Annotated in this window: 15 protein-coding genes; 5 read left to right on the forward strand and 10 right to left on the reverse strand. The window is 37.2% G+C overall.

The annotated features are described in order from the left end of the window. Positions 1–6 precede the first annotated feature (6 nt). Both QM481_RS10060 and QM481_RS10065 read right to left on the reverse strand, forming a co-directional pair. Positions 7–738, reverse strand: coding sequence for a sulfite exporter TauE/SafE family protein (locus QM481_RS10060; RefSeq protein WP_283381652.1), 732 nt, complete (start codon positions 736–738; stop codon positions 7–9). Positions 739–835: 97 nt separating this feature from the next. Beyond that, positions 836–2,194, reverse strand: coding sequence for a PAS domain-containing protein (locus QM481_RS10065; protein WP_283381653.1), 1,359 nt, complete (start codon positions 2,192–2,194; stop codon positions 836–838). A gap of 298 nt (positions 2,195–2,492) precedes the next feature. Between QM481_RS10065 and QM481_RS10070 the strand changes: the two genes are divergently transcribed. Then, complete coding sequence (locus tag QM481_RS10070; RefSeq protein WP_283381654.1) at positions 2,493–3,068, forward strand: hypothetical protein; 576 nt, start codon at positions 2,493–2,495, stop codon at positions 3,066–3,068. Between the two features lie 168 nt (positions 3,069–3,236). Here the strand turns inward: QM481_RS10070 and QM481_RS10075 are convergent, their stop codons facing one another. The 3 genes from QM481_RS10075 to QM481_RS10085 all read right to left on the reverse strand — a co-directional run bounded on the left by QM481_RS10075 (position 3,237) and on the right by QM481_RS10085 (position 6,470). Continuing rightward, positions 3,237–4,568, reverse strand: coding sequence for a C1 family peptidase (locus QM481_RS10075; protein WP_283381655.1), 1,332 nt, complete (start codon positions 4,566–4,568; stop codon positions 3,237–3,239). Between the two features lie 123 nt (positions 4,569–4,691). After that, positions 4,692–5,450, reverse strand: coding sequence for a hypothetical protein (locus tag QM481_RS10080; RefSeq protein ID WP_283381656.1), 759 nt, complete (start codon positions 5,448–5,450; stop codon positions 4,692–4,694). Positions 5,451–5,747: 297 nt separating this feature from the next. Beyond that, the gene (locus QM481_RS10085; protein WP_166551075.1) at positions 5,748–6,470 is read right to left on the reverse strand and encodes an OmpA family protein; all 723 of its coding nucleotides are present in this window, start codon (positions 6,468–6,470) and stop codon (positions 5,748–5,750) included. Between the two features lie 172 nt (positions 6,471–6,642). Here QM481_RS10085 and QM481_RS10090 point away from each other — a divergent pair, with 172 nt between their 5' ends. The 4 genes from QM481_RS10090 (at position 6,643) to QM481_RS10105 (ending at position 8,971) form a co-directional block, all read left to right on the forward strand. Continuing rightward, positions 6,643–7,254 (forward strand): hypothetical protein, encoded by a 612-nt coding sequence (locus QM481_RS10090; protein WP_166551074.1) that lies wholly within the window; start codon positions 6,643–6,645, stop codon positions 7,252–7,254. A gap of 14 nt (positions 7,255–7,268) precedes the next feature. Next, positions 7,269–7,568 (forward strand): winged helix-turn-helix domain-containing protein, encoded by a 300-nt coding sequence (locus tag QM481_RS10095; RefSeq protein WP_166551073.1) that lies wholly within the window; start codon positions 7,269–7,271, stop codon positions 7,566–7,568. A 175-nt stretch (positions 7,569–7,743) separates the two neighbouring features. Beyond that, positions 7,744–8,055: a hypothetical protein gene (locus QM481_RS10100; RefSeq protein WP_166551072.1), complete on the forward strand. Its 312-nt coding sequence runs from the start codon at positions 7,744–7,746 to the stop codon at positions 8,053–8,055. A gap of 247 nt (positions 8,056–8,302) precedes the next feature. Beyond that, on the forward strand, positions 8,303–8,971 hold the full coding sequence (locus tag QM481_RS10105) for a DUF1361 domain-containing protein (RefSeq protein ID WP_283381657.1): 669 nt from the start codon (positions 8,303–8,305) through the stop codon (positions 8,969–8,971). 391 nt (positions 8,972–9,362) lie between these two features. Here QM481_RS10105 and QM481_RS10110 read toward each other — a convergent pair whose 3' ends face one another. From QM481_RS10110 to QM481_RS10130, 5 genes are all read right to left on the reverse strand, one after another. Continuing rightward, the gene (locus tag QM481_RS10110; protein WP_283381867.1) at positions 9,363–10,127 is read right to left on the reverse strand and encodes an SDR family oxidoreductase; all 765 of its coding nucleotides are present in this window, start codon (positions 10,125–10,127) and stop codon (positions 9,363–9,365) included. Between the two features lie 357 nt (positions 10,128–10,484). Next, entirely contained in the window at positions 10,485–12,029 is a 1,545-nt protein-coding gene (locus QM481_RS10115; RefSeq protein WP_283381658.1) for an alpha-amylase family glycosyl hydrolase, read from the reverse strand. 96 nt (positions 12,030–12,125) lie between these two features. Then, on the reverse strand, positions 12,126–13,439 hold the full coding sequence (locus QM481_RS10120; protein ID WP_283381659.1) for a SusE domain-containing protein: 1,314 nt from the start codon (positions 13,437–13,439) through the stop codon (positions 12,126–12,128). A gap of 284 nt (positions 13,440–13,723) precedes the next feature. After that, entirely contained in the window at positions 13,724–15,313 is a 1,590-nt protein-coding gene (locus tag QM481_RS10125; protein WP_283381660.1) for a RagB/SusD family nutrient uptake outer membrane protein, read from the reverse strand. Between the two features lie 70 nt (positions 15,314–15,383). After that, positions 15,384–18,374 carry a SusC/RagA family TonB-linked outer membrane protein gene (locus QM481_RS10130; protein ID WP_283381661.1) on the reverse strand — a complete coding sequence of 997 codons (2,991 nt, stop codon included), beginning with the start codon at positions 18,372–18,374 and terminating at the stop codon, positions 15,384–15,386. Between the last annotated feature and the right edge of the window lie 335 nt (positions 18,375–18,709).

The following is an 18,709-nucleotide window of genomic DNA, read 5'->3' on the forward strand; positions in this document are numbered from 1 at the left end:
GGTTAATTAATTCATAAAATATTTGACAGTTTGGAAGATAGAGGTGAGAATGACGATGGATAAAACGATATACCGAAACACCGTTTCGGAAGTATATTGTAAAATTACTTTTCCGATATAACTTCCCAAAATACTAATGACAATTAGAAATGGAATTAGTACAATATATTGCTTGTCAAAATAACCATTACTTACATAAACCACTGCTCGACTACTATCTACCCCCAAATCAATCAGTGCGGAGGTGGCAATGAATATCTCTTTGGGAAGTTGGAATGCTGCTAAAGTGATACCTCTGATAGCCCCGCCCGTGCCGACCAAACCTGCTAACAAGCCTGACATGATTCCCCCAAGATACAGGTTGCTGTCAGTTTGTTTAATAGTTTTATTGAAATTAAAAAGTAAATATAATGACAAGCCCACCAGCATGATGTTCATGGCCAATTCCATGGATTTTGTTGGAACAAAGGTCGTCATCCAAGCGCCAATCATCACAAATATAACCGCTGGAATCCCCAATTTGAGGGCTATTTCTTTGTTGATGCCTTTTCGGAATAGGGTGATTTTTGAGACATTGCTAAAAACATGAAAGACGGCTGTAATGCCAAGAACGGTCTTGAAATCAAAAAATAAGGATGCTACAGGCACAAATAGGATAGAAGACCCAAAGCCTGAAACCGTTCCAATGATTTCTGCAAATAATGCCAAAAGGGCAAAGATATAGTATTTTTCAAGCACGATAGGAAGTGGTGAGTTAGTATCAACATAATTTAGAATGAAGATACCAAAATATCTGTGTGAATCACAATAAGAAACTCACACAGAAAGCTGATTTTTATCGATTTACATGTGTAAGATTCACAATTTTATGAATAACATCGTCTAACTCTTTCGTTGTTTGGTGAAGCTGGTTGATGAGCAATGGGTTGTAAGTTTGATCGTATTCAATCAATTGGACTAAGCCGAGGATATTGGCAACAGGTTTTCGCATTTCGTGGGATTGCTGCCAAGCAATTTTTTCGAGGGTTTCAACTTGATTTTCTAGTTGATTTTCATGCTCGATTCGCTTTGTAACGTCTTGAATAATGGCTAAAATAAACGTTTCGTCATTTACTTTAAATGAATTGAGACTTACTTCTACAATTTTCTCGATACCATCCTTGGTGACAGCAGGGGTAAATCGACCAATACCCATTCGGTACATTTTGGGTGCTTGAATATATTGCTGTTGGTATTGAACATGATTTGCATGAAATCGCTTTGGGATTAGAATATTAATATCTTGGTCTAGAAGTTCCTTTGACTCATAATTGAAAATTTTCTCCGTTTCAGGGTTTACCAACTGTATTTTCATTTTCTTATCCACAATGACGATTGGGACAGGAGCTGTTTCAATAATTTTCCGAAAACGTTGTTCATTTTCTAAAATTGATAATTCCATTTTCTTTTTGGCGCTGATGTTGATAGCCACCAAACAGACTCCAATGATAACCTGATTTTTATCGTAAACAGGATACATTTTACTCAAAATCCAGATGGTATCTCCATGAATATTGTGAACACATATTTCATCTTCTACCGTTGTACCAGCAATCGCACTATTAAATTGAGTATAAAAAGCCTCTGTTTCTTTTGGAAATAAATATTGCCTAAAATCGTCACCAATGTTGATTTCTTTTCCCATGTTGAGGAAAATACTCTTTTTAAAATGGGTGTTGAATTGAATTAATTTAAAATCTTTATCCAGCAAACAAATACTGTCGGAGATATTATTGATAAGTGACTCGTAGGTAGTTTTTAGATACTCGATGGCTAGTTCTGCTTTTTTCTGCTCATCTATATTTTTCGCATAAATGGCAACACCAATAAGGTTTTGAGCATCATCGTAAACGGGATTGGCTTTATATTCAAACCACAAATGAATCTCGCTGCTCGAAGTTTCTTTTTGTATCGAGGTGGACTCTCCTTGAATGGCATTTTCAAACGCCGAAAAATAGATGTCCTTCAGTGGCTCAACGACAAAATCTCGATAATCGTCACCTATTTGGATTTTTTTTCCAAAAAACATTTCTAATGTTTTGACCATTGTAGTATTGCATATCAATACCTTATGGTCAGGAGCAATGAGTACAAAGTTCTCGGCAACGCTGTTGATTGTGGCCGAGAGTATATCGATTGATAAATTAGTTTTCATGTTGTGTCGCGGATAAAAATAGGATTGGAAAACTTCTAAGAAGAACTTTGCCAGTTTTAACAAATAGTTTAGGTAATTATTCAGATTCATAAAGGGCAGTTCTATGGAAAAATTACCCAATTATTTGCTGAATTCAATGATGAAAAATACAATAATAAAATTTTGTTTTTATCTTTTTATGGGGTTGTGAAGCTAATATTTTACAAAATCATCTCAACATCCTTGATTCCCAATTGAATAATCTTTTGAATTAATCTACATTTGCGGACATATTGATACATATAAGTTTGGCAGTAAAATGAATGGAATAAAGCTACTCAATCCCAATAATCAGAGTGTATTAGGAATATTTGCGAGGTGCATGATAGTGGTAATCTCGGCTATTTGGCTTTTTTACATTGACGAAATAGAAGGTGTTAGCCCAATAATGTCGACGTTCTTATTGGTATTATTGTGTTTTTCAAAAACGATTTATTTCGTCTGGGTAGGCTATCAAAAAATCATAGATGTAACCATAAAAGATGCACCTTTTCATAAGTTCATCGTATTTGCTTGTATGAATATTTCTGTATTCATTCTTTCATTTACGTTCGACTTTTTTGGATTATATCTTATCAATCCCGCCAATTATGAAGGAATGCCCGTAAATTACTCCAACCCAAGATTGTTGTTTGAGTTTTTGTTTTTCAGTTTACAACAATTTACATTTTTTGGTTATGGTAATTTATTGCCAAGTTCAGTGCTTGCCAAAATATTATCAATGTTAGAATTAACTATCTCATTTTTGACAGTATTGTTTATCTTATCAGATTTTAATAGCTTGAAAGAGAGTCTACTTACTCGCGTAGAGGCTCGAAAAGATGAAGACGAATAATCAGCTTTATTGGTAGGTGTGTGTGTTTTGCGTCTAACCAAACATATTAGTGTAAAAAAAGCGGTCGAAAATCAATTTTCGACCGCTTTTTAATGAATACCTCAGGATGCGATTTAAGTCGCACCCTGTCTGGAAAACGAAATTTCCTTGTGACTAAGTTTGGATGATCTATTCTTCCTCCTCTTCCTCTTCGCCAGATTCTTCCTCCTCGGATTCTTCTTCCTCTTCGTCTTCAGATTCTTCTTCTTCGGACTCTTCTTCTTCCTCCTCTTCGTCATATTCTTCCTCGTCATCCGACTCTTCTTCTTCCTCCTCCTCGTCGTATTCTTCCTCATCATCTGACTCTTCTTCTTCCTCCTCTTCGTCGTATTCTTCCTCGTCATCCGACTCTTCTTCTTCCTCCTCTTCGTCGTATTCTTCCTCGTCATCTGACTCTTCTTCTTCCTCGTCTTCCGAGTCTTCATCCTCTTCTTCTTCCTCCTCATCGTACTCTTCCTCTTCACCTTCTTCGTCAAGGTCGCTTTCTATGTATTCAAGCTCTTCGTATTCATCGCAGCCAACTTCATCATATTCGTCTACTAATTCGTCTTCGAAAATAGTCCAAACATCAAAGTCTTCGTAGTCATCAGCCGAATAAACAGGCAAACTTGCTGCATTTGCAGCTCCACTTTTAGCAATAATTGACTTCTTATCGTTTACCCAAGTATCTTCAAAATCTGGAATTGGGTCAGTACGTTTGATAAGCCAGCTATCTCCGAGGTTAAACTTTTCATTGATTACATACTGGTAAGGCATATAACAGTACCCTTTATCTCCCCATTCTTCTCCCCAAGAGTTACGAACAATGAACATTTCGTCAGCCTCCGAATATCCTACACAAAGCATCGCGTGTAATCCATGAGCAGCACGAGAAGCCTCATCTGGCGAAGGCATTGGTACTACACCGCCATATTTTTGACAATTATCAAAACCTTCAAAAAGAGCGATACCAAAAATAATGGGATAGCCTTCTGCCAATGCTTGTTTCCATGATTTTAAGTCAGTTGGTACATATTTAGATTTCTGTACCTTAAAATAACTCGCCTCATCATAACTCGCAGTATTAGGTTTGTTATTTACTTTTTTCAATTCATAAGGCCATACATCCTCTGTACATGCGCCAAGCTTATGTAAACTTTCAACCGCGTACTGGATATGGCTGCCCTCATCTTTGATAACATTGCTAGCTCTTAATCGAGCATTGTAATAAACAAAGAGACGACTTACTTCAAATTGACGATTTTTTAAATGACGTTTGGCAAGATACTCATAAGCCCCAGCGGTAGCATTTGCCGTACAACTACTCAATGACTTTTGGTTTTCTACCTTGGTCATGTATTTACGGAGGTCTACTTTGGGAGGAAGTTTTTTCTTTGAGCGTTTTGAAGGTCTGAATTCTTCTGCATTAGGGTTTGCTGCCATGTAACGGTAACCGCCGTTACTACTTAGGTTGTTTCCCATAGTGGTGATGTGTTTGGTTGGAAAGATTTGAGATAAATTCGTTTTTGAAAAATAAGATTATTTAAAGTTTTTCTGCCATAGGGCTTTCAGTCGGCTGGTATATTTCCAACCTCAAAGAGATTATTACTTGATACCCTTAAACTCAAGAGAAGTGCCATTAAAAACATAAAGAATATTGCGTTTGGTCACTTTTCCATCCTTATCGACCACAGGAATAAAAAGGGTATCCTGCTTGCTATTGAAGGTAATTAGTTCGAGAGGACGTTCGGGTCTGTCAACGACTGAGAAAAAATCAAAATCAACATCAATTCTGCTTAGAAGCTTTGTTTTGGTTTTGAATATTGGGGCAGGAGTTAGCTTATCATTGTTAATCACAAAAGCTATCACTGATTGACGAGCGTCACGATTAGAGAAAATGCTATTTGTGACGACTAAATAGTAGTCTTTGTTTTGAATATTGATGGTATAAATTTTAGAAGAAAACTCTCCACTATCACCTTCTTCTGAAGCTTGCACTTGTTTAACAAATACTTTTCCCCCAACTCTCCACTGATAGATTTCATTGAAAAAGTGCATCGAGCCACCTTGACCAGTATCCCAACTATAGTGTCGGAAATTGCCATCAGTTGATGTGGTAATATAAAAAGAGTTGTTTTTCAGCTTGTTAAAAGAAAAGTCAAGGGAGTTGGGATTTGCAGAAAGGAAATTTCTAAAATCTTTTTCAAATTTTTCAGAATCACCAGAACCATTACTAAGCGTAGCGAATTGCTTCACAAATTTATTTTCTTGGGTAGCTAAATCTTTGCTTTGAGAAAATGAAAGTAAAAGACCAGTTAGTAAATAACAGCAGAGAAATGGAATAAGATTTTTAAGAGTTTTCATAAATAGCAAAAAATACTGAAAAATATCTGTTGATAGTGTTTTGCAATATAATAGGATTATTTTGAATTTTAATTATCCCTATTAATATTCTAATAGAGGTAGAAAAAACGGGATTTGTGCGAAATTATTTATGATTATCGAAAATGCTCAGTACAAAAAAAGGAGCCTATCGAAAGCTCCTTTAATACGGCAAAATTTTAGATTTGAGTTTTGAGTCAAATTATCTTTACAGGTAAGCCAATACATGACGAATTCACAAATTTTTGGAATGGAAACAATGCTTTTGTTAGGATATCCTTAATTCGCCAATACTAAACATTCCACACGTCTATTTTTGGATTTGTTTTCTTCTGTGTCATTGGGCGATACAGGCTTGGTTTGTCCATAACCTACAAATTTTAACCGTTTCGCATCAATTCCTTTTCCTACTAGGTAATTGTTAATCACTCTAGCTCGATTTTCGGATAGTAGTTGATTTAACTTAGCATTACCAACATTGTCGGTATGTCCTGATATTTCAATACGAAGTTTGGGATTTGTTTCTAATGCTTTATAGAGTTCTTCTAGCTGAGGATAGGAATCACTTCTCAGGATGAAACTACTTTGATCGAAATAGATTTTATCTAATTTCACTACGTCGTTTACTTTGGCATTTTCAAAAAGTGGCTTTCTTTTTTCCATTGTTACCGTATGCTGATAAATAGGGCAAGTATCACAAGAAGCCACCAAAAGCTCAGTGTAGGAGTAATAGCCATCAACTTTACTTTTAACTTCCACGGTATCAGACTCGTAGAGTAAAAACATAAACGGACTTAAAAAAGGCTCATTTTTAGCCTGATAGGTCTTTTTGGCTTTATAAAGCTTTATGTCAAGTTCAACAGGTAATTCTTCTTTTGTTTGTTCGTCTATTGCTTTAACAAAAAATTGGGTAATCACTTTTTTACTTTTAGGCGTTTGTGCCAAAATGGTATTGCTTGTAATGAGCAAAATTGTAAGGATGAAAAATTGCTTTATCGTCATGATATAGGTAAGGGTTTGAGCAAACAAATACAAGATTTGATAGCTCGAAAGTATCAATTTTAGTATCGATTAACAAAAAACGCTCCATTTTTAGAAAAATATTTAACTGAAATTTTGGAAAATCTTTTTTAATTATCAACTTTGTAACACAAAGTACTTTTAAAAATAAGATATGAATCAACATTTAGAAGACATTGCAGAAATCAGAGCTATGATGGAGCGTTCCACTAGATTTTTGTCATTGAGTGGACTGAGTGGCGTTTTTGCAGGAACGTTTGGTTTAATTGCCTCGGGTTTAGCCTATTTTCGAATTGCAAAGGATTATAATGGCAACTATAATCGTCTGCTCGAAAATCAAGCGCTGTTATCAGATTTAGTGAAAATTGGGGTATCAGCCTTAATTTTGACCTTGATTGCTGCTTTTGTCCTAACCTACAGAAGAGTTAAGAAAAATAATCAAACCCTCTGGAATACAGCTTCTAAAAGATTATTAGCTAACCTGATGTTACCCTTGGTTGCAGGAGGATTATTTTGTATTATATTATTGCAGAATGCACCGCATTTGATAGATTCAGCAACTTTATTATTTTATGGATTAGCGTTAATCAATGCTTCTAAGTACACCTACAATGACATTCGATACCTCGGAATTGCCGAAGTGGTTTTGGGAATTATTTCGGGTTTTATGAACGATTATTATATAGGACTGTTCTTTTGGGCTTTTGGATTTGGGGTTTTACATATTTTGTATGGAATTTTGCTCTATCGTAAGTACGAAAACTAGGATAGAAGGATAGAATGAAGAACTTTATAACACAGTTAAATAAAGCTTTTGAGAGTCGGATTCGGTTAGGAATAATGTCAATATTGATGGTAAACGACTGGGTTGATTTTGGTGAACTCAAAGAAACCTTGGCATTAACAGACGGAAACTTGGCTTCACATATTGCTGCTTTAGAAAAAGAGCAGTTTATAGTAGTACGGAAAAGCTTTATTGGAAAAAAGCCAAATACAGCCTTTCAGGTAACTCAGGAGGGGAGAGAAGCATTTCAGAGCCATTTGGCAGCTTTAGAAGAATTAGTCAAAGGAATGAAATAAGCGCGGAGTTTTGAGTGGAGAGTGTTGAAGTAAGTAAAAAGTTATTCGTTAATAGGGAATCAGTTATTAGATTTTACTCATAATAATAGGGTTCCTCCACAATACAACACGGACATATCATTAATTTTGAACTACTTACAAAGCTTTAATTTAATATATTTAAAATCAATCACTTATGGAAAAGAACCATGTATTTGAGCTGACTCCAACGAGGAGATTAGCCTTAATTTTGGGAGGATCTTTATCGATTTTACTGATTCCTCTGATTGCCATGCAGTTTACCAATGAAGTTCAATGGTCGGTATTTGACTTTATTGTGGCAGGTGTTTTATTGAGTGGTACTGGCGTTACGCTTGAACTTTTACTAAGAAAATTTAAAACTTTCAAAACGCGGTTTATTGCTGGAGCTATTCTATTTATCATCTTTTTCTTGATTTGGGTAGAATTGGCAGTAGGTATTTTTGGAACCCCTTTTGCTGGAAACTAACACACCTTTTCATATTCTACTTATTTTGGTAAGCACCTACTTTGAATGTATATATTAATAGTTTGAACCCTATCGCCTTATTGGCAATCAATTAATCACGATTAAACAATTTAGTTCTCATGAATAGACACTTGACTTTTGCCCGACTTATCCCTTTTTTTCAAGGACTGAGCAAGCCTAGTATCTAGTTTTTTACACTTTCTATTTTTTTATTTATAAACTTTGTAATTCAAAGTACTTTTGATTTATGTTTGGGAAATTATTCATTTCAAAACGCAAGGAGAGAGTTATTCTCTCCTTGATGTTACTTTCAGGCTTTGCCGTATTGCTTTTTGCTACTAGAGTAGTGGTATATTCTGATTTATATATGTGGGGCATTAACTGGAATTTATTTCTGGCTTGGGTACCGCTTTTTTGTGTGATTTGGTTACAACGGCAGTCTGACAAAGGAACAGTAAGTTTAGCTAAATTGGTGATTTCTAGTATTATTTGGTTAGCATTTTTTCCGAATGCACCTTATATCATTACAGATTTTGTACACTTATTTCCACAATATGATTCTGGGTTATACTGGCATGAACAGTTAACTTTTTTTGGATATGCTATGTCTGCTTTATTTGCAGGAATGGTTTCAATGTATTGGATCAAACAATTGTGGGCAAAGCATACCTCAAAAAAGATAAGCTGGATAGCTTTAATCATATCCATTGCTTTGAGTGGTTATGGTATCTATTTGGGAAGAATTGAACGTTGGAACTCATGGGATATCATTGCCCAGCCTTTCTCTCTTGTGGAGTATATATTACGGTCGATGACCTACCGAATTACTTGGATGTTTGTAGTGGAGTATGGTCTTTTTGTAGCTTTTTGCTATGCGATGGTATGGAGCTTGGCAGGTGAGGAGGAGGAGTTGTAATGTAGATTAACCAAAAGGCATATCTGGATATGAATCATCCGAATTTAGCGATTTAGTGATTGAGTGGATGAGTGATTATGTTAAAATTTATATTATCGTAGTAGAGACGCAATGATTGCGTCTTAAGCCAAGTCATACCTAATATCGAAGCATCAAAAAAGCGGTCGAAAACTATTTTTCGACCGCTTTTTTGATAAAAACTTGGAGAATAATCCCAATCCTAAAAATTCGGGATGACTCATATTTTACTGAATCCCGACAAACAGAAACAGGATAAATATACCCAAAATTCTGAATGACACATCTTTAGACGCAAAGCATTGAGTCTCTACTGAATAAGATTTCCAACACTTAATTTTTCAAAACTTATCACTCAAAACTCCTCACTTGATTATCTTCCCATCCAGCCGCCGTCTACGATAAGTGTGCTTCCGTGTACATAAGAAGAAGCTTGAGAAGCTAAGAATAAAGTTGCGCCTTTAAAGTCATCTGGTGTACCCCAACGGTTGGCAGGAATACGACTCAAAATAGATGCCGAACGTTCTGGGTCGTTGCGAAGTGCTTCGGTATTGTCTGTAGCAATATAGCCTGGAACGATTGCATTTACATTCACGCCTTTGCTTGCCCACTCGTTGGCAAATGCTTTGGTCAAACTACCGATTGCACCTTTACTTGCCGCATATCCTGGAACGTTGATACCACCTTGGAACGTCAATAATGAGGCAGTGAAAATTACTTTACCACTACCACGCTCAACCATTGATTTACCAATTTCACGCGTGATAACAAACTGCGAATTAAGGTTAATTTCCATGATTTCGTCCCAATATTCATCTGGATGCTCTGCGGCAGGCTTACGCAAAATAGAACCTGCATTGTTCACCAAAATATCAATGACAGGAAAATCGACTTTTACTTGACTAATAAAGCTGTACAAAGAATCACGTTTGCCAAAATCAGCTTGGTAGGCTTTGAATTTACGTCCCAAAGCTACTACTTCTTGCTCTACTTGGCTACCACTTAATTCTAAAGACGCCGAAACGCCAATAATATCAGCGCCAGCTTCTGCCAAAGCCAAAGCCATAGCTTTACCAATACCTTTTTTACAGCCAGTCACTAGGGCTACTTTTCCTGTTAAATCAAACATTTGGAGGATACTCATGGTTCTTAAAAAAGTTATATTTTCTTGAAAATGTTTTTCGAAACTAAATCTCAAATTTTGTGGCCTTAGAGACGGTTTTGAGAGGTTCTTAAGGGAAGTTGGGACAATTATGGAGAACTAACAAACTTTGCTTTGAGATTTTTTAGGATTTTTTTTTGTAAACGTTTTCGGTTTGACATTGTATGTGAAATAGGAGAGGAGTTATGTTAGTAGTCCACCAAAATGATAGTTGAAATGTGATTTATTGCTTTATTGGAAAAATGCAAAAAGCCATCCGATTGGATGGCTTTTTATAAGGTGCGAACTATTCCTTTTGTACCAATTATATTTTATGTTTTTTAGGGCAAAAGACTATTTCAAAACCACCATTCCAAAAGCTGGAACTGCAACTTTTGTGGAGTTTAGTGCTCCTTTTTTGCCTGAAGTCGTAAATACAATAGCTTTATATTTTTGTTCTGATGATGGTAATTGAATATCCTGAGCTTTGCCTGTTAGGTTATGAATCACCAACAAATTACCTGAGGTATGGTTTCTAACAAAAGCCAAGATACCCTCTTGTTTGATAGTACTTTCTTGTAAATTCGGACGAATTACTTGGCGCATCGCTGGTTGACTTTTACGGAAAGCGATGAGATTTTTATAGGTACTAAAAACAGAATTAGGGTCTTTGATTTGCTCAGAAAGTGGGCGGACTGTTTTTTCAGTTGTAAAAACAGGCTTCAACCATTTTGTGCGAGCTTTATCGCTAGTTTCTTTTTCCCAAAGAAAAGGTTCACGAATATTTTCATCAGGTTTTTTGCCTAACATCCCTAACTCTTCTCCATAATAAATATAAGGTTGACCCGGCAAGGATAGGAGCAATTGTGCGGCTACTTTCATTTTGTTAACATCGTCGTTCATGACCGTACCAATACGATCTTGGTCATGGTTATCAATAATAGTAGCATCAATAAAATCAGGATTTTGTGAGCCAAATGCTTTGTAATCAGATAGAATTTTTTGAATCAAATTATCATCCTTTCCTTCTTTTACCACTTTTTGAATCGCAAATCCTTCATCTATATGGAAGTTTGCTGGTAAGCCTTTGAAGTATGGCGCAACTTTGTCGGCTGAAGTCCAAACTTCACCTACAATATATACGTCAGGTTTTGTAGCTGTCATTTCCTTACGGAATTCTTGCCAGAAAGCATGACATTTTTCTGCCTCCCAATCTGGATAAATATGTTTCGCAGCATCTAAACGGAAACCATCAACTCCTACTTCTTTCAACCAATACTTGGCAGCCTCGTAAACTTCTTTACGAACTTTTGGATTATCATAATTCAAATCGGGCATACCTCCCCAAAACAAAGCATAGTACTTTTCTGTATCTCCTTGATGGGCAAAGTGCCAAGGAGTAACTTCCCAAGAACCACCTGCTTGTTCACGAGTCGCAATACCCAATGAATCAATCATTTTTGGGGTCATCCATACATAATAATCACGGTAAGGATTTGATTTTCCTTTTTTTGCTTCTAAAAACCAAGGGTGCTTATCGCTTGTATGGTTGATGACAAAGTCTTTGATGATTTTGATTTTACGCTTATGTGCCTCCGAAATAAGTCTTTTATAGTCGTCGATGGTACCAAATTCAGGGTCAATGGATTTATAATCAGTTACATCATATTTATGATATGATGGTGAATTGCTCACAGGAGTTAACCATAGCGCATCGACGCCAAGTGATTTAAGGTAATCTAGCTTCGAAGTAATCCCGTTGATGTCACCAATTCCATCGCCATTAGAATCTGCAAATGAGCGTACAAAAATCTCATAACATACCTCAGGAGTTTTGGTTTGGGCAAAAGGATTGAAAGTACTGAGCAAAGCAATGCCCAATAAAAATAGCTTTTTCATGAAAGATATGGGGGGAGAATATGCTAGGACAAAAAGGCAAAGTGATTCTTTTAGCTAAATCACTTTGCTTTTTGTTATATTGACTAAGCGTAAAAATTACTTTTTGGTCAATGTGTATTTGGGCTTACTAGCATTAGACAAGTCAAGAATGATTTGGTATTTGCCTGCTGTAACTTTAATGTTTGCACCGCCAGCTTCTAGGCTACCATCGGCGCCATCATCACCATAGTTCACAGCCCATGCATCGTTGTAACGGAACTTGATTTCGCCTGTGCCTAAAGTTACATTATCAATTACGAAAACATTTTCTGTAACAAAATCAGGACGGAATTTCACGTCTGGACCATTCCAACCGTTTGGCGCTGCATCACCTACTACACCCCAAGGCTTAGTAGCTTCAACGGTAAATTTCATTTTCTTGAAGTCGATGGTAATATTGTAATTTCCTTCAGTAACAGCGATGTTATCGCCACCAAGTACCAAAGTACCACCTGCACCACCATAGTTTACACCCCAATCTTCGTTTTTACGAACTTTGATTTCACCTGCTTTCAAGAAAGCCGTTGCTTTCCAAGTATCAGTAGTTGGGTCGTAAGTTAATGGTACATCTGGTGCATTCCATCCGCTTGGTGTCGCGCTTCCCACTAAGCCCCAAGAATATTTCTCAATTGTATAAGTTAAAGAAGCTGTATTGAAGGTGATTTTATAAGTACCCGCTGTCACTTTGATATTAGCACCACCAGATTCTAGTGTACCATTGGCACCATCATCTCCATAGTTTACATCCCATTTGTTGTTGCTACGGAATTTGATTTCGCCGTCATTCAAAGTTACATAAGCGACGATTTCATCTGTTTTATCTGTTTTGTAGAAAGGCATATCTGGACCATTCCAGCCGTTTACTGCGGCGCTACCTACAACTCCCCAAATAGTAGTTAAATCTAGTTTATCCAAGTAAGGAGTAGCTTTCAACGAAATTGTTGGAGAAGTAAACGACGTTTTTGAGGTATTGTCACCTACATTAGAAACTACACGAATGTCGATATCTCCAGCGGTTCCAGCAACTAAGCCCAACTTAATCAAAATAGCATTTAATTCTGACGTTTTGAAGGTTTTAGTAAGTGCTGTATTGGTGATGATTGAAACAGGAGCCACGAAAGTACCGCCTTTTTTATCAATCAAAATAGTATAAGATGCCGCTGCTGAAAAACCATAGTCTGGTTTTGGCCACGAAAGCGTTACGGCATCTTTATCAGCATTGTCTTTGGTCAACACCACTGTGTTTGCTGAAAGTTGAATCGAAGGCACTGCATTCGTATTCAAGATGGCTTTTTCTTCTTCTTTTTCACAAGAAGTGAAAACAAACAGAGAAGCCAAAACGATTAAAGAAGTACTAAATATCTTTTTCATTTCTGAGTCCAATTATGTTAAAGTTGACTTTGATCAGGTAAGCATTAGTGCTGAATTACGAGTTGTGAATTGTGAATGTATTTTTTAATTATCAATATTTTACACTCAAAACTGATCAAATCTTATTTTGCACTAATGCTCAAGTAAAAGGAAGTTATTGGTTAATAGTGTATCAGTTGTCGGACACTCATTTAATCTTTCCTCTTACTTAATTTTGAAGCTTTGATATTTTGAGTGTAGAGTTGTGAAAATATCAAAACTCCACACTCAAAACTCTTCACTCCTTAGTATCCTGTATTTTGTTTTAGGTTCGGGTTAGCCGTTAAGTCAGTCGAAGGAATTGGGTAAAATTTCAAGTAATCACTTACTGATTTACCGTCTTTTACGCCACCTTTCCAAGGCCAAACATACGTAGCTGAAGTGTATTTGTTAAAACGAATCAAGTCAGTACGACGAGAACCTTCCCAGTATAATTCACGAGCACGCTCGTCCAAAATAAAGTCAGCTGTTAATTGGGCAGCCGTAATGTTTCCATTCGTATTTCCGAAGGCACGTGTACGAAGTGCATTTACATATTGCAAAGCCAAAGTACGATCGCCAGCACCACGAGCAGCCGCCTCAGCATAAATCAGATATGCATCTGCCAAACGGAACATCGGGAAGTCTGTGTCTGGGTGAACAATATCAGAACCTTGAGCACCTGTCGAAGAGATATTTTTCCATTTAGAAATCGCATAACCATTCGAGAATTGAGTCAAATCTTCAATCTCCAATTTTTGTCCGTCTGTATAGAACATGGCACGAGTATCTGTTTTGCCAGATGGGTCAGCAAAAAGACTTACAAAAGCTTTTGTCGTACGCAAACCACCCCAACCGCCATCGATACCAAACGATGATGCCGACATAGAACCACCAACAGGAGCATGCACTAAGAAAGTCATACCACCCCAAGTTTTTGTGTGAACTCCGTCGAACGCAACTGGGAATACAACTTCTTTAGAATTGTTATTGTCAGTTCTGAAAAGGTTTGTGTATTTCGATTCTAAGGTATAACCAGCATCAATTACCTTTTTCGCATAAGTCGCAGCGTCTGCATATTTTGCTCCAACGCCAGCAGCTTCAGCATTTAAGTAAAGTTTTGCTAACAACATCCAAACAGCTGCTTTGTCAGCACGTGCATACTCATTTTTACGAGCATCCATCATTTCTGGTTCGATAGCCTTTAGTTCTGTTTCGATATAAGCAAACAAAGCAGAAGCATTTGTTTGCTTTGGCAATGTTGAGCCAATAGCATCGGCTTCAGTGACAAACGGAACATTTCCTCCAAACATATCCAACGCATGCCAATAGCTTAATGCACGCAAGAAACGAGCTTCTGTACGAAGGTATTTTACGTCGGTTAAGTTAGTTCCTGTAATACCACGACTACTCAATTTGGCATCGCTTGCTTCACGAATATATTCATTACAAGCGGCAATTTGGTAGAAAATACGGTTATACAAACCTCTTACGAATGGGTTGTTTGAAGACCATTGCATGGTGTTCATTTCTGGCAAACCAGCATCACCCCAAGCAATAACAGCTTCGTCTGTTGGAAGCTCCTGCAATTGCCAGTACTGACGCAAGTAACTAGAGAAGCCCTCATCAATACCACCTAAATCTGGCTTTCCAGCAGGACCTTCTTGCCCTGTGAGTGCTAGACCAGCATAAAGTTTGGCAGCAGCTTGTTTGTATGCAGCTGGGTCGTTGTAAACTGTAGCTGAGGTTACTTCAATAAATGGAGTTCTGTCGAGATCACCCGTACATGAGCTAACCAATAAGCTGGCTGCTAACCCTCCGAATAATGCTATATTTTTGAAAAATCTTGTTTTCATTTCTTTGTATCCTTAATAATACTTGAATAGGAAATTTAAGTTGTTGTTATCGCTCTTGGATTGAATTCGATTAGAAACCAATGTTCAAACCTAAAGAGTAAGTACGTGGTACTGGGTACACGTTGTTGTCGATACCACCCGAAACTTCTGGGTTCAAGCCTGTGTATTTAGTAATAGTAAATACGTTTTGTGCAGTGGCATTCAAGCGCATATTTACTTTGTTACCCAAGAATTTCTTGAATGTATAACCCAAAGTGATGTTTTCCATTCTCACGAATGAAGCATTTTCCATGTAGTAATCTGAGAAAAATTGATTTTTCGCAAATTGAGAATCAAACACACTTGGTGAAAGGTTGGCGATATATCCGTTAGAACCTTGGAAGTTGATATACGCTCCATTCGAAGATTTTACGTTGTTATACACATAATTGCCAATGTTACCTCTCAATACAAAACCAAAACTCCAGTTATCATAAGTCATTTGTGAGTTGAAGCCTAAGAATACTTTTGGTGCTGGAGATTTGTAACGATATTGGTCATCGACGTTGATGATACCATCACCGTTTCTGTCAACATAAACTCCTTCAATAGGCTTACCATTTGCATCATAAGCTTGTTGTAATACATAATATGAATATGCTGGATAACCTACCGAGTGGATTTGGATAGTACTACCCACACCACCTGCAATACCGCCAACTAATACACCTTGGTAAGAAGGGTCGTTGTTGTTGGTCAATTTTGTAATTTTGTTAACATTGTATGTTGCGTTGAAAGCCACATTCCAGTCAAATTTGTCTGTATGGATTGGGTTGTAGTTTAAGGCTAATTCAACCCCTTGGTTTTCCATTGAACCAACGTTTGTCAACAATTGGTTGGTCAAGTTTGTACCAACGGCAACTGGGATCACGTTCAACAAATTAGTTGTGTTTTTGTAGTAATAGTCAATACTACCTGAAAGTCTTGCTTTTTTGAAAGCAAAGTCAATACCTGCGTTAGACGTAGCGGTTTGTTCCCACTTGATATTAGCATCATAACCTTCAGCACGTAGTGTTGTATAGAAAGTGTTGCCCAATTGATACTGAGCATTGTCTAAAGAAGCAGTATATCTTGGCAAATAAGCATAGTTTTGACCAATATCTTGCTGACCAGTAATACCGTAACCCACACGTAATTTCAATTCAGAAATGGTATTCGAGTTTTTCAAGAAAGACATTTCATTCAATTTCCAAGCAAATGCTGCTGATGGGAATGTACCCCAACGGTTGTCTGGGTTAAATCTTGAAGATCCGTCTCTACGAACTGTGAAAGTCAATAAATAGGCATCGTCGAAAGTATAGTTCATACGACCGAAGAATGATACCAAAGTGTTTTGTGTCTTATATGGACTATTGGTATAAGTCGTTGAACCTTCAGCATTTGTTCTAATATTAGTACTTTCAGTCAAGAAATCTTGGTACTCGTAACCAGCCATTACGTCAATTCTACTGTTGATTTCTTTCAATTCCTTGGCATAGTTCAAATAAAAGTCAAACAATTTGTTGGTCTTGTTTTGCGTATATACCGTTTTCTCTCCAGCTGTGCTATAGTTAGCTGCCGCCGTTGCAGGAACAAATCTTGTTCCATCACTTTTACTTACATCATAACCTGCGTTTACATTAGCACGCAATTCTGGTAAGAAATGGAATTTGTAATCCAATTGAATATTACCAATACTACGTTGAACTGTACTTTTATCGCTAGTTTGGTTCAACAATCCAACAGGGTTGCGAGGTGCAATTGTATTTGGTTTTCCGTCTGAGTTTAACCATTCCCAATAACCACCGTAGTTGTTATTGCCTGAATAAACAGATTGAGTTGGGTCAAAGGCAATAGCCGCACCAATAGCGCCTGTGTTAGCAAAAGTATTGTCAACGTTTGAGCCTTTCAAATTCACATCAATTTTCAAGTGGTTATTCAAAAGGGTAGGAGAAATACCAATAGAGGCAGAAGTACGACCCATATTTGAAGTTTTCAAGATACCATCTTGGCTTGTATAACCTACTGATACACGGAAAGGAACACTTTTTAAAGAACCCGAAACACTTAAGTTATTATCAGAACTTAACGCATTACGGTAAATTTGCTCTTGCCAGTTGGTATTTGCTTTTCCCAAAACAGCGATTTGAGCAGCAGTACCTTTTTCATTAATCATTGTGCGGAATTGGTCAGCTGAAAGCACTTTTGTGAAGCCTGTGCTTTGTGCCAATGAAGCTTGTGAGCTGAAGTTTACTTTCAAGCCACCGTTTTTGCTTCCTTTTTTAGTGGTAATCAAAATAACCCCGTTTGAAGCACGTGAACCATAAATCGCCGTTGCCGAAGCATCTTTCAAAATGTTCATCGACTCGATGTCGTTCGGGTTAATCAAACTCAAGGCACTTGGCGCACCAGAAATACCTGAGTTGTCCAAAGGCACACCGTCGATTACGATAAGCGGGTCGTTATTGGCATTCAATGAAGCACCTCCACGAATACGAATAGTACTACCAGCACCTGGTGCACCACCGTTTGAGGTGATTTGAACCCCTGCTACTTTACCTACAACCAATTGGTCTGGCGAAGCAATGTTACCTTTGTTAAAATCTTCTGAGTTAATTGCCGCAACAGAACCCGTCAAGTCCTTTTTCTTTTGCGAACCATAACCAATTACCACAACCTCTCCCAATGTTTTGATATCATCTTCGAGGTTTACGTCAATCACTGTCTGGCTACCTACTGTTACTTCTTTGGTTGCTTTTCCGATGAAACTAAATACCAGTACCGTGTTATCAGCGACATTGATTTGGTATTTACCATCACCTGTAGTTTGAGTACCTTTCGTCTGGCCTTTTACTTGGATAGTCACCCCCGGAAGTGGCGAACCATCTTTGGCATCTTTTACAGTACCCGTCACCTTGTTTTGGGCAAATGCTGCTACGCTCACCCAGCTAAACATCATCAATAGCCAGAGTTTCTTACTGAAAGAAAATCTAGCTTCCGAACGAGAATTTTTTGATTCTTCTCCGTAGTTCTGTTGAAACATAAAATTGAAATTGGTTAATGGATTATTGGTTTAAAAAAGGTAATCAAGGAGCTATCAGCAAAATCACTTTTACCGACTCCGTCATTACTGAAAAATATAATTGGATTGAATTTGGACTATCTCAAAAGCCTTTTGGAAATTTTAGTTTTTGAGATTTTACCTTATAAAATGAAAGCTTTTCATTCGGGATAGGGAATGAAAAAATATGGAAAGATGAAGTGTAATTCGTGAATGTAATCGCCCTAAAGACTTATGCATCTTTGGGGAAATAGCGTTGAGGAAGTAAATAAAATTCATATATAATTAATTGGTACATTACTCTCAAAATAGAGAGA

The sequence above is a fragment of the Flectobacillus rivi genome, from assembly GCF_030056655.1.
Taxonomy (GTDB): domain Bacteria; phylum Bacteroidota; class Bacteroidia; order Cytophagales; family Spirosomataceae; genus Flectobacillus; species Flectobacillus rivi.

Coding starts and splice junctions, on each gene's coding strand:
- QM481_RS10080 (WP_283381656.1), bottom strand. CDS start 5,450: ATGAAAACTCTTAAAAATCTTATTCCATTTCTCTGCTGTTATTTACTA.
- QM481_RS10090 (WP_166551074.1), top strand. CDS start 6,643: ATGAATCAACATTTAGAAGACATTGCAGAAATCAGAGCTATGATGGAG.
- QM481_RS10120 (WP_283381659.1), bottom strand. CDS start 13,439: ATGAAAAAGATATTTAGTACTTCTTTAATCGTTTTGGCTTCTCTGTTT.
- QM481_RS10095 (WP_166551073.1), top strand. CDS start 7,269: ATGAAGAACTTTATAACACAGTTAAATAAAGCTTTTGAGAGTCGGATT.
- QM481_RS10105 (WP_283381657.1), top strand. CDS start 8,303: ATGTTTGGGAAATTATTCATTTCAAAACGCAAGGAGAGAGTTATTCTC.
- QM481_RS10075 (WP_283381655.1), bottom strand. CDS start 4,568: ATGGGAAACAACCTAAGTAGTAACGGCGGTTACCGTTACATGGCAGCA.
- QM481_RS10070 (WP_283381654.1), top strand. CDS start 2,493: ATGAATGGAATAAAGCTACTCAATCCCAATAATCAGAGTGTATTAGGA.
- QM481_RS10065 (WP_283381653.1), bottom strand. CDS start 2,194: ATGAAAACTAATTTATCAATCGATATACTCTCGGCCACAATCAACAGC.
- QM481_RS10125 (WP_283381660.1), bottom strand. CDS start 15,313: ATGAAAACAAGATTTTTCAAAAATATAGCATTATTCGGAGGGTTAGCA.
- QM481_RS10115 (WP_283381658.1), bottom strand. CDS start 12,029: ATGAAAAAGCTATTTTTATTGGGCATTGCTTTGCTCAGTACTTTCAAT.
- QM481_RS10130 (WP_283381661.1), bottom strand. CDS start 18,374: ATGTTTCAACAGAACTACGGAGAAGAATCAAAAAATTCTCGTTCGGAA.
- QM481_RS10100 (WP_166551072.1), top strand. CDS start 7,744: ATGGAAAAGAACCATGTATTTGAGCTGACTCCAACGAGGAGATTAGCC.
- QM481_RS10085 (WP_166551075.1), bottom strand. CDS start 6,470: ATGACGATAAAGCAATTTTTCATCCTTACAATTTTGCTCATTACAAGC.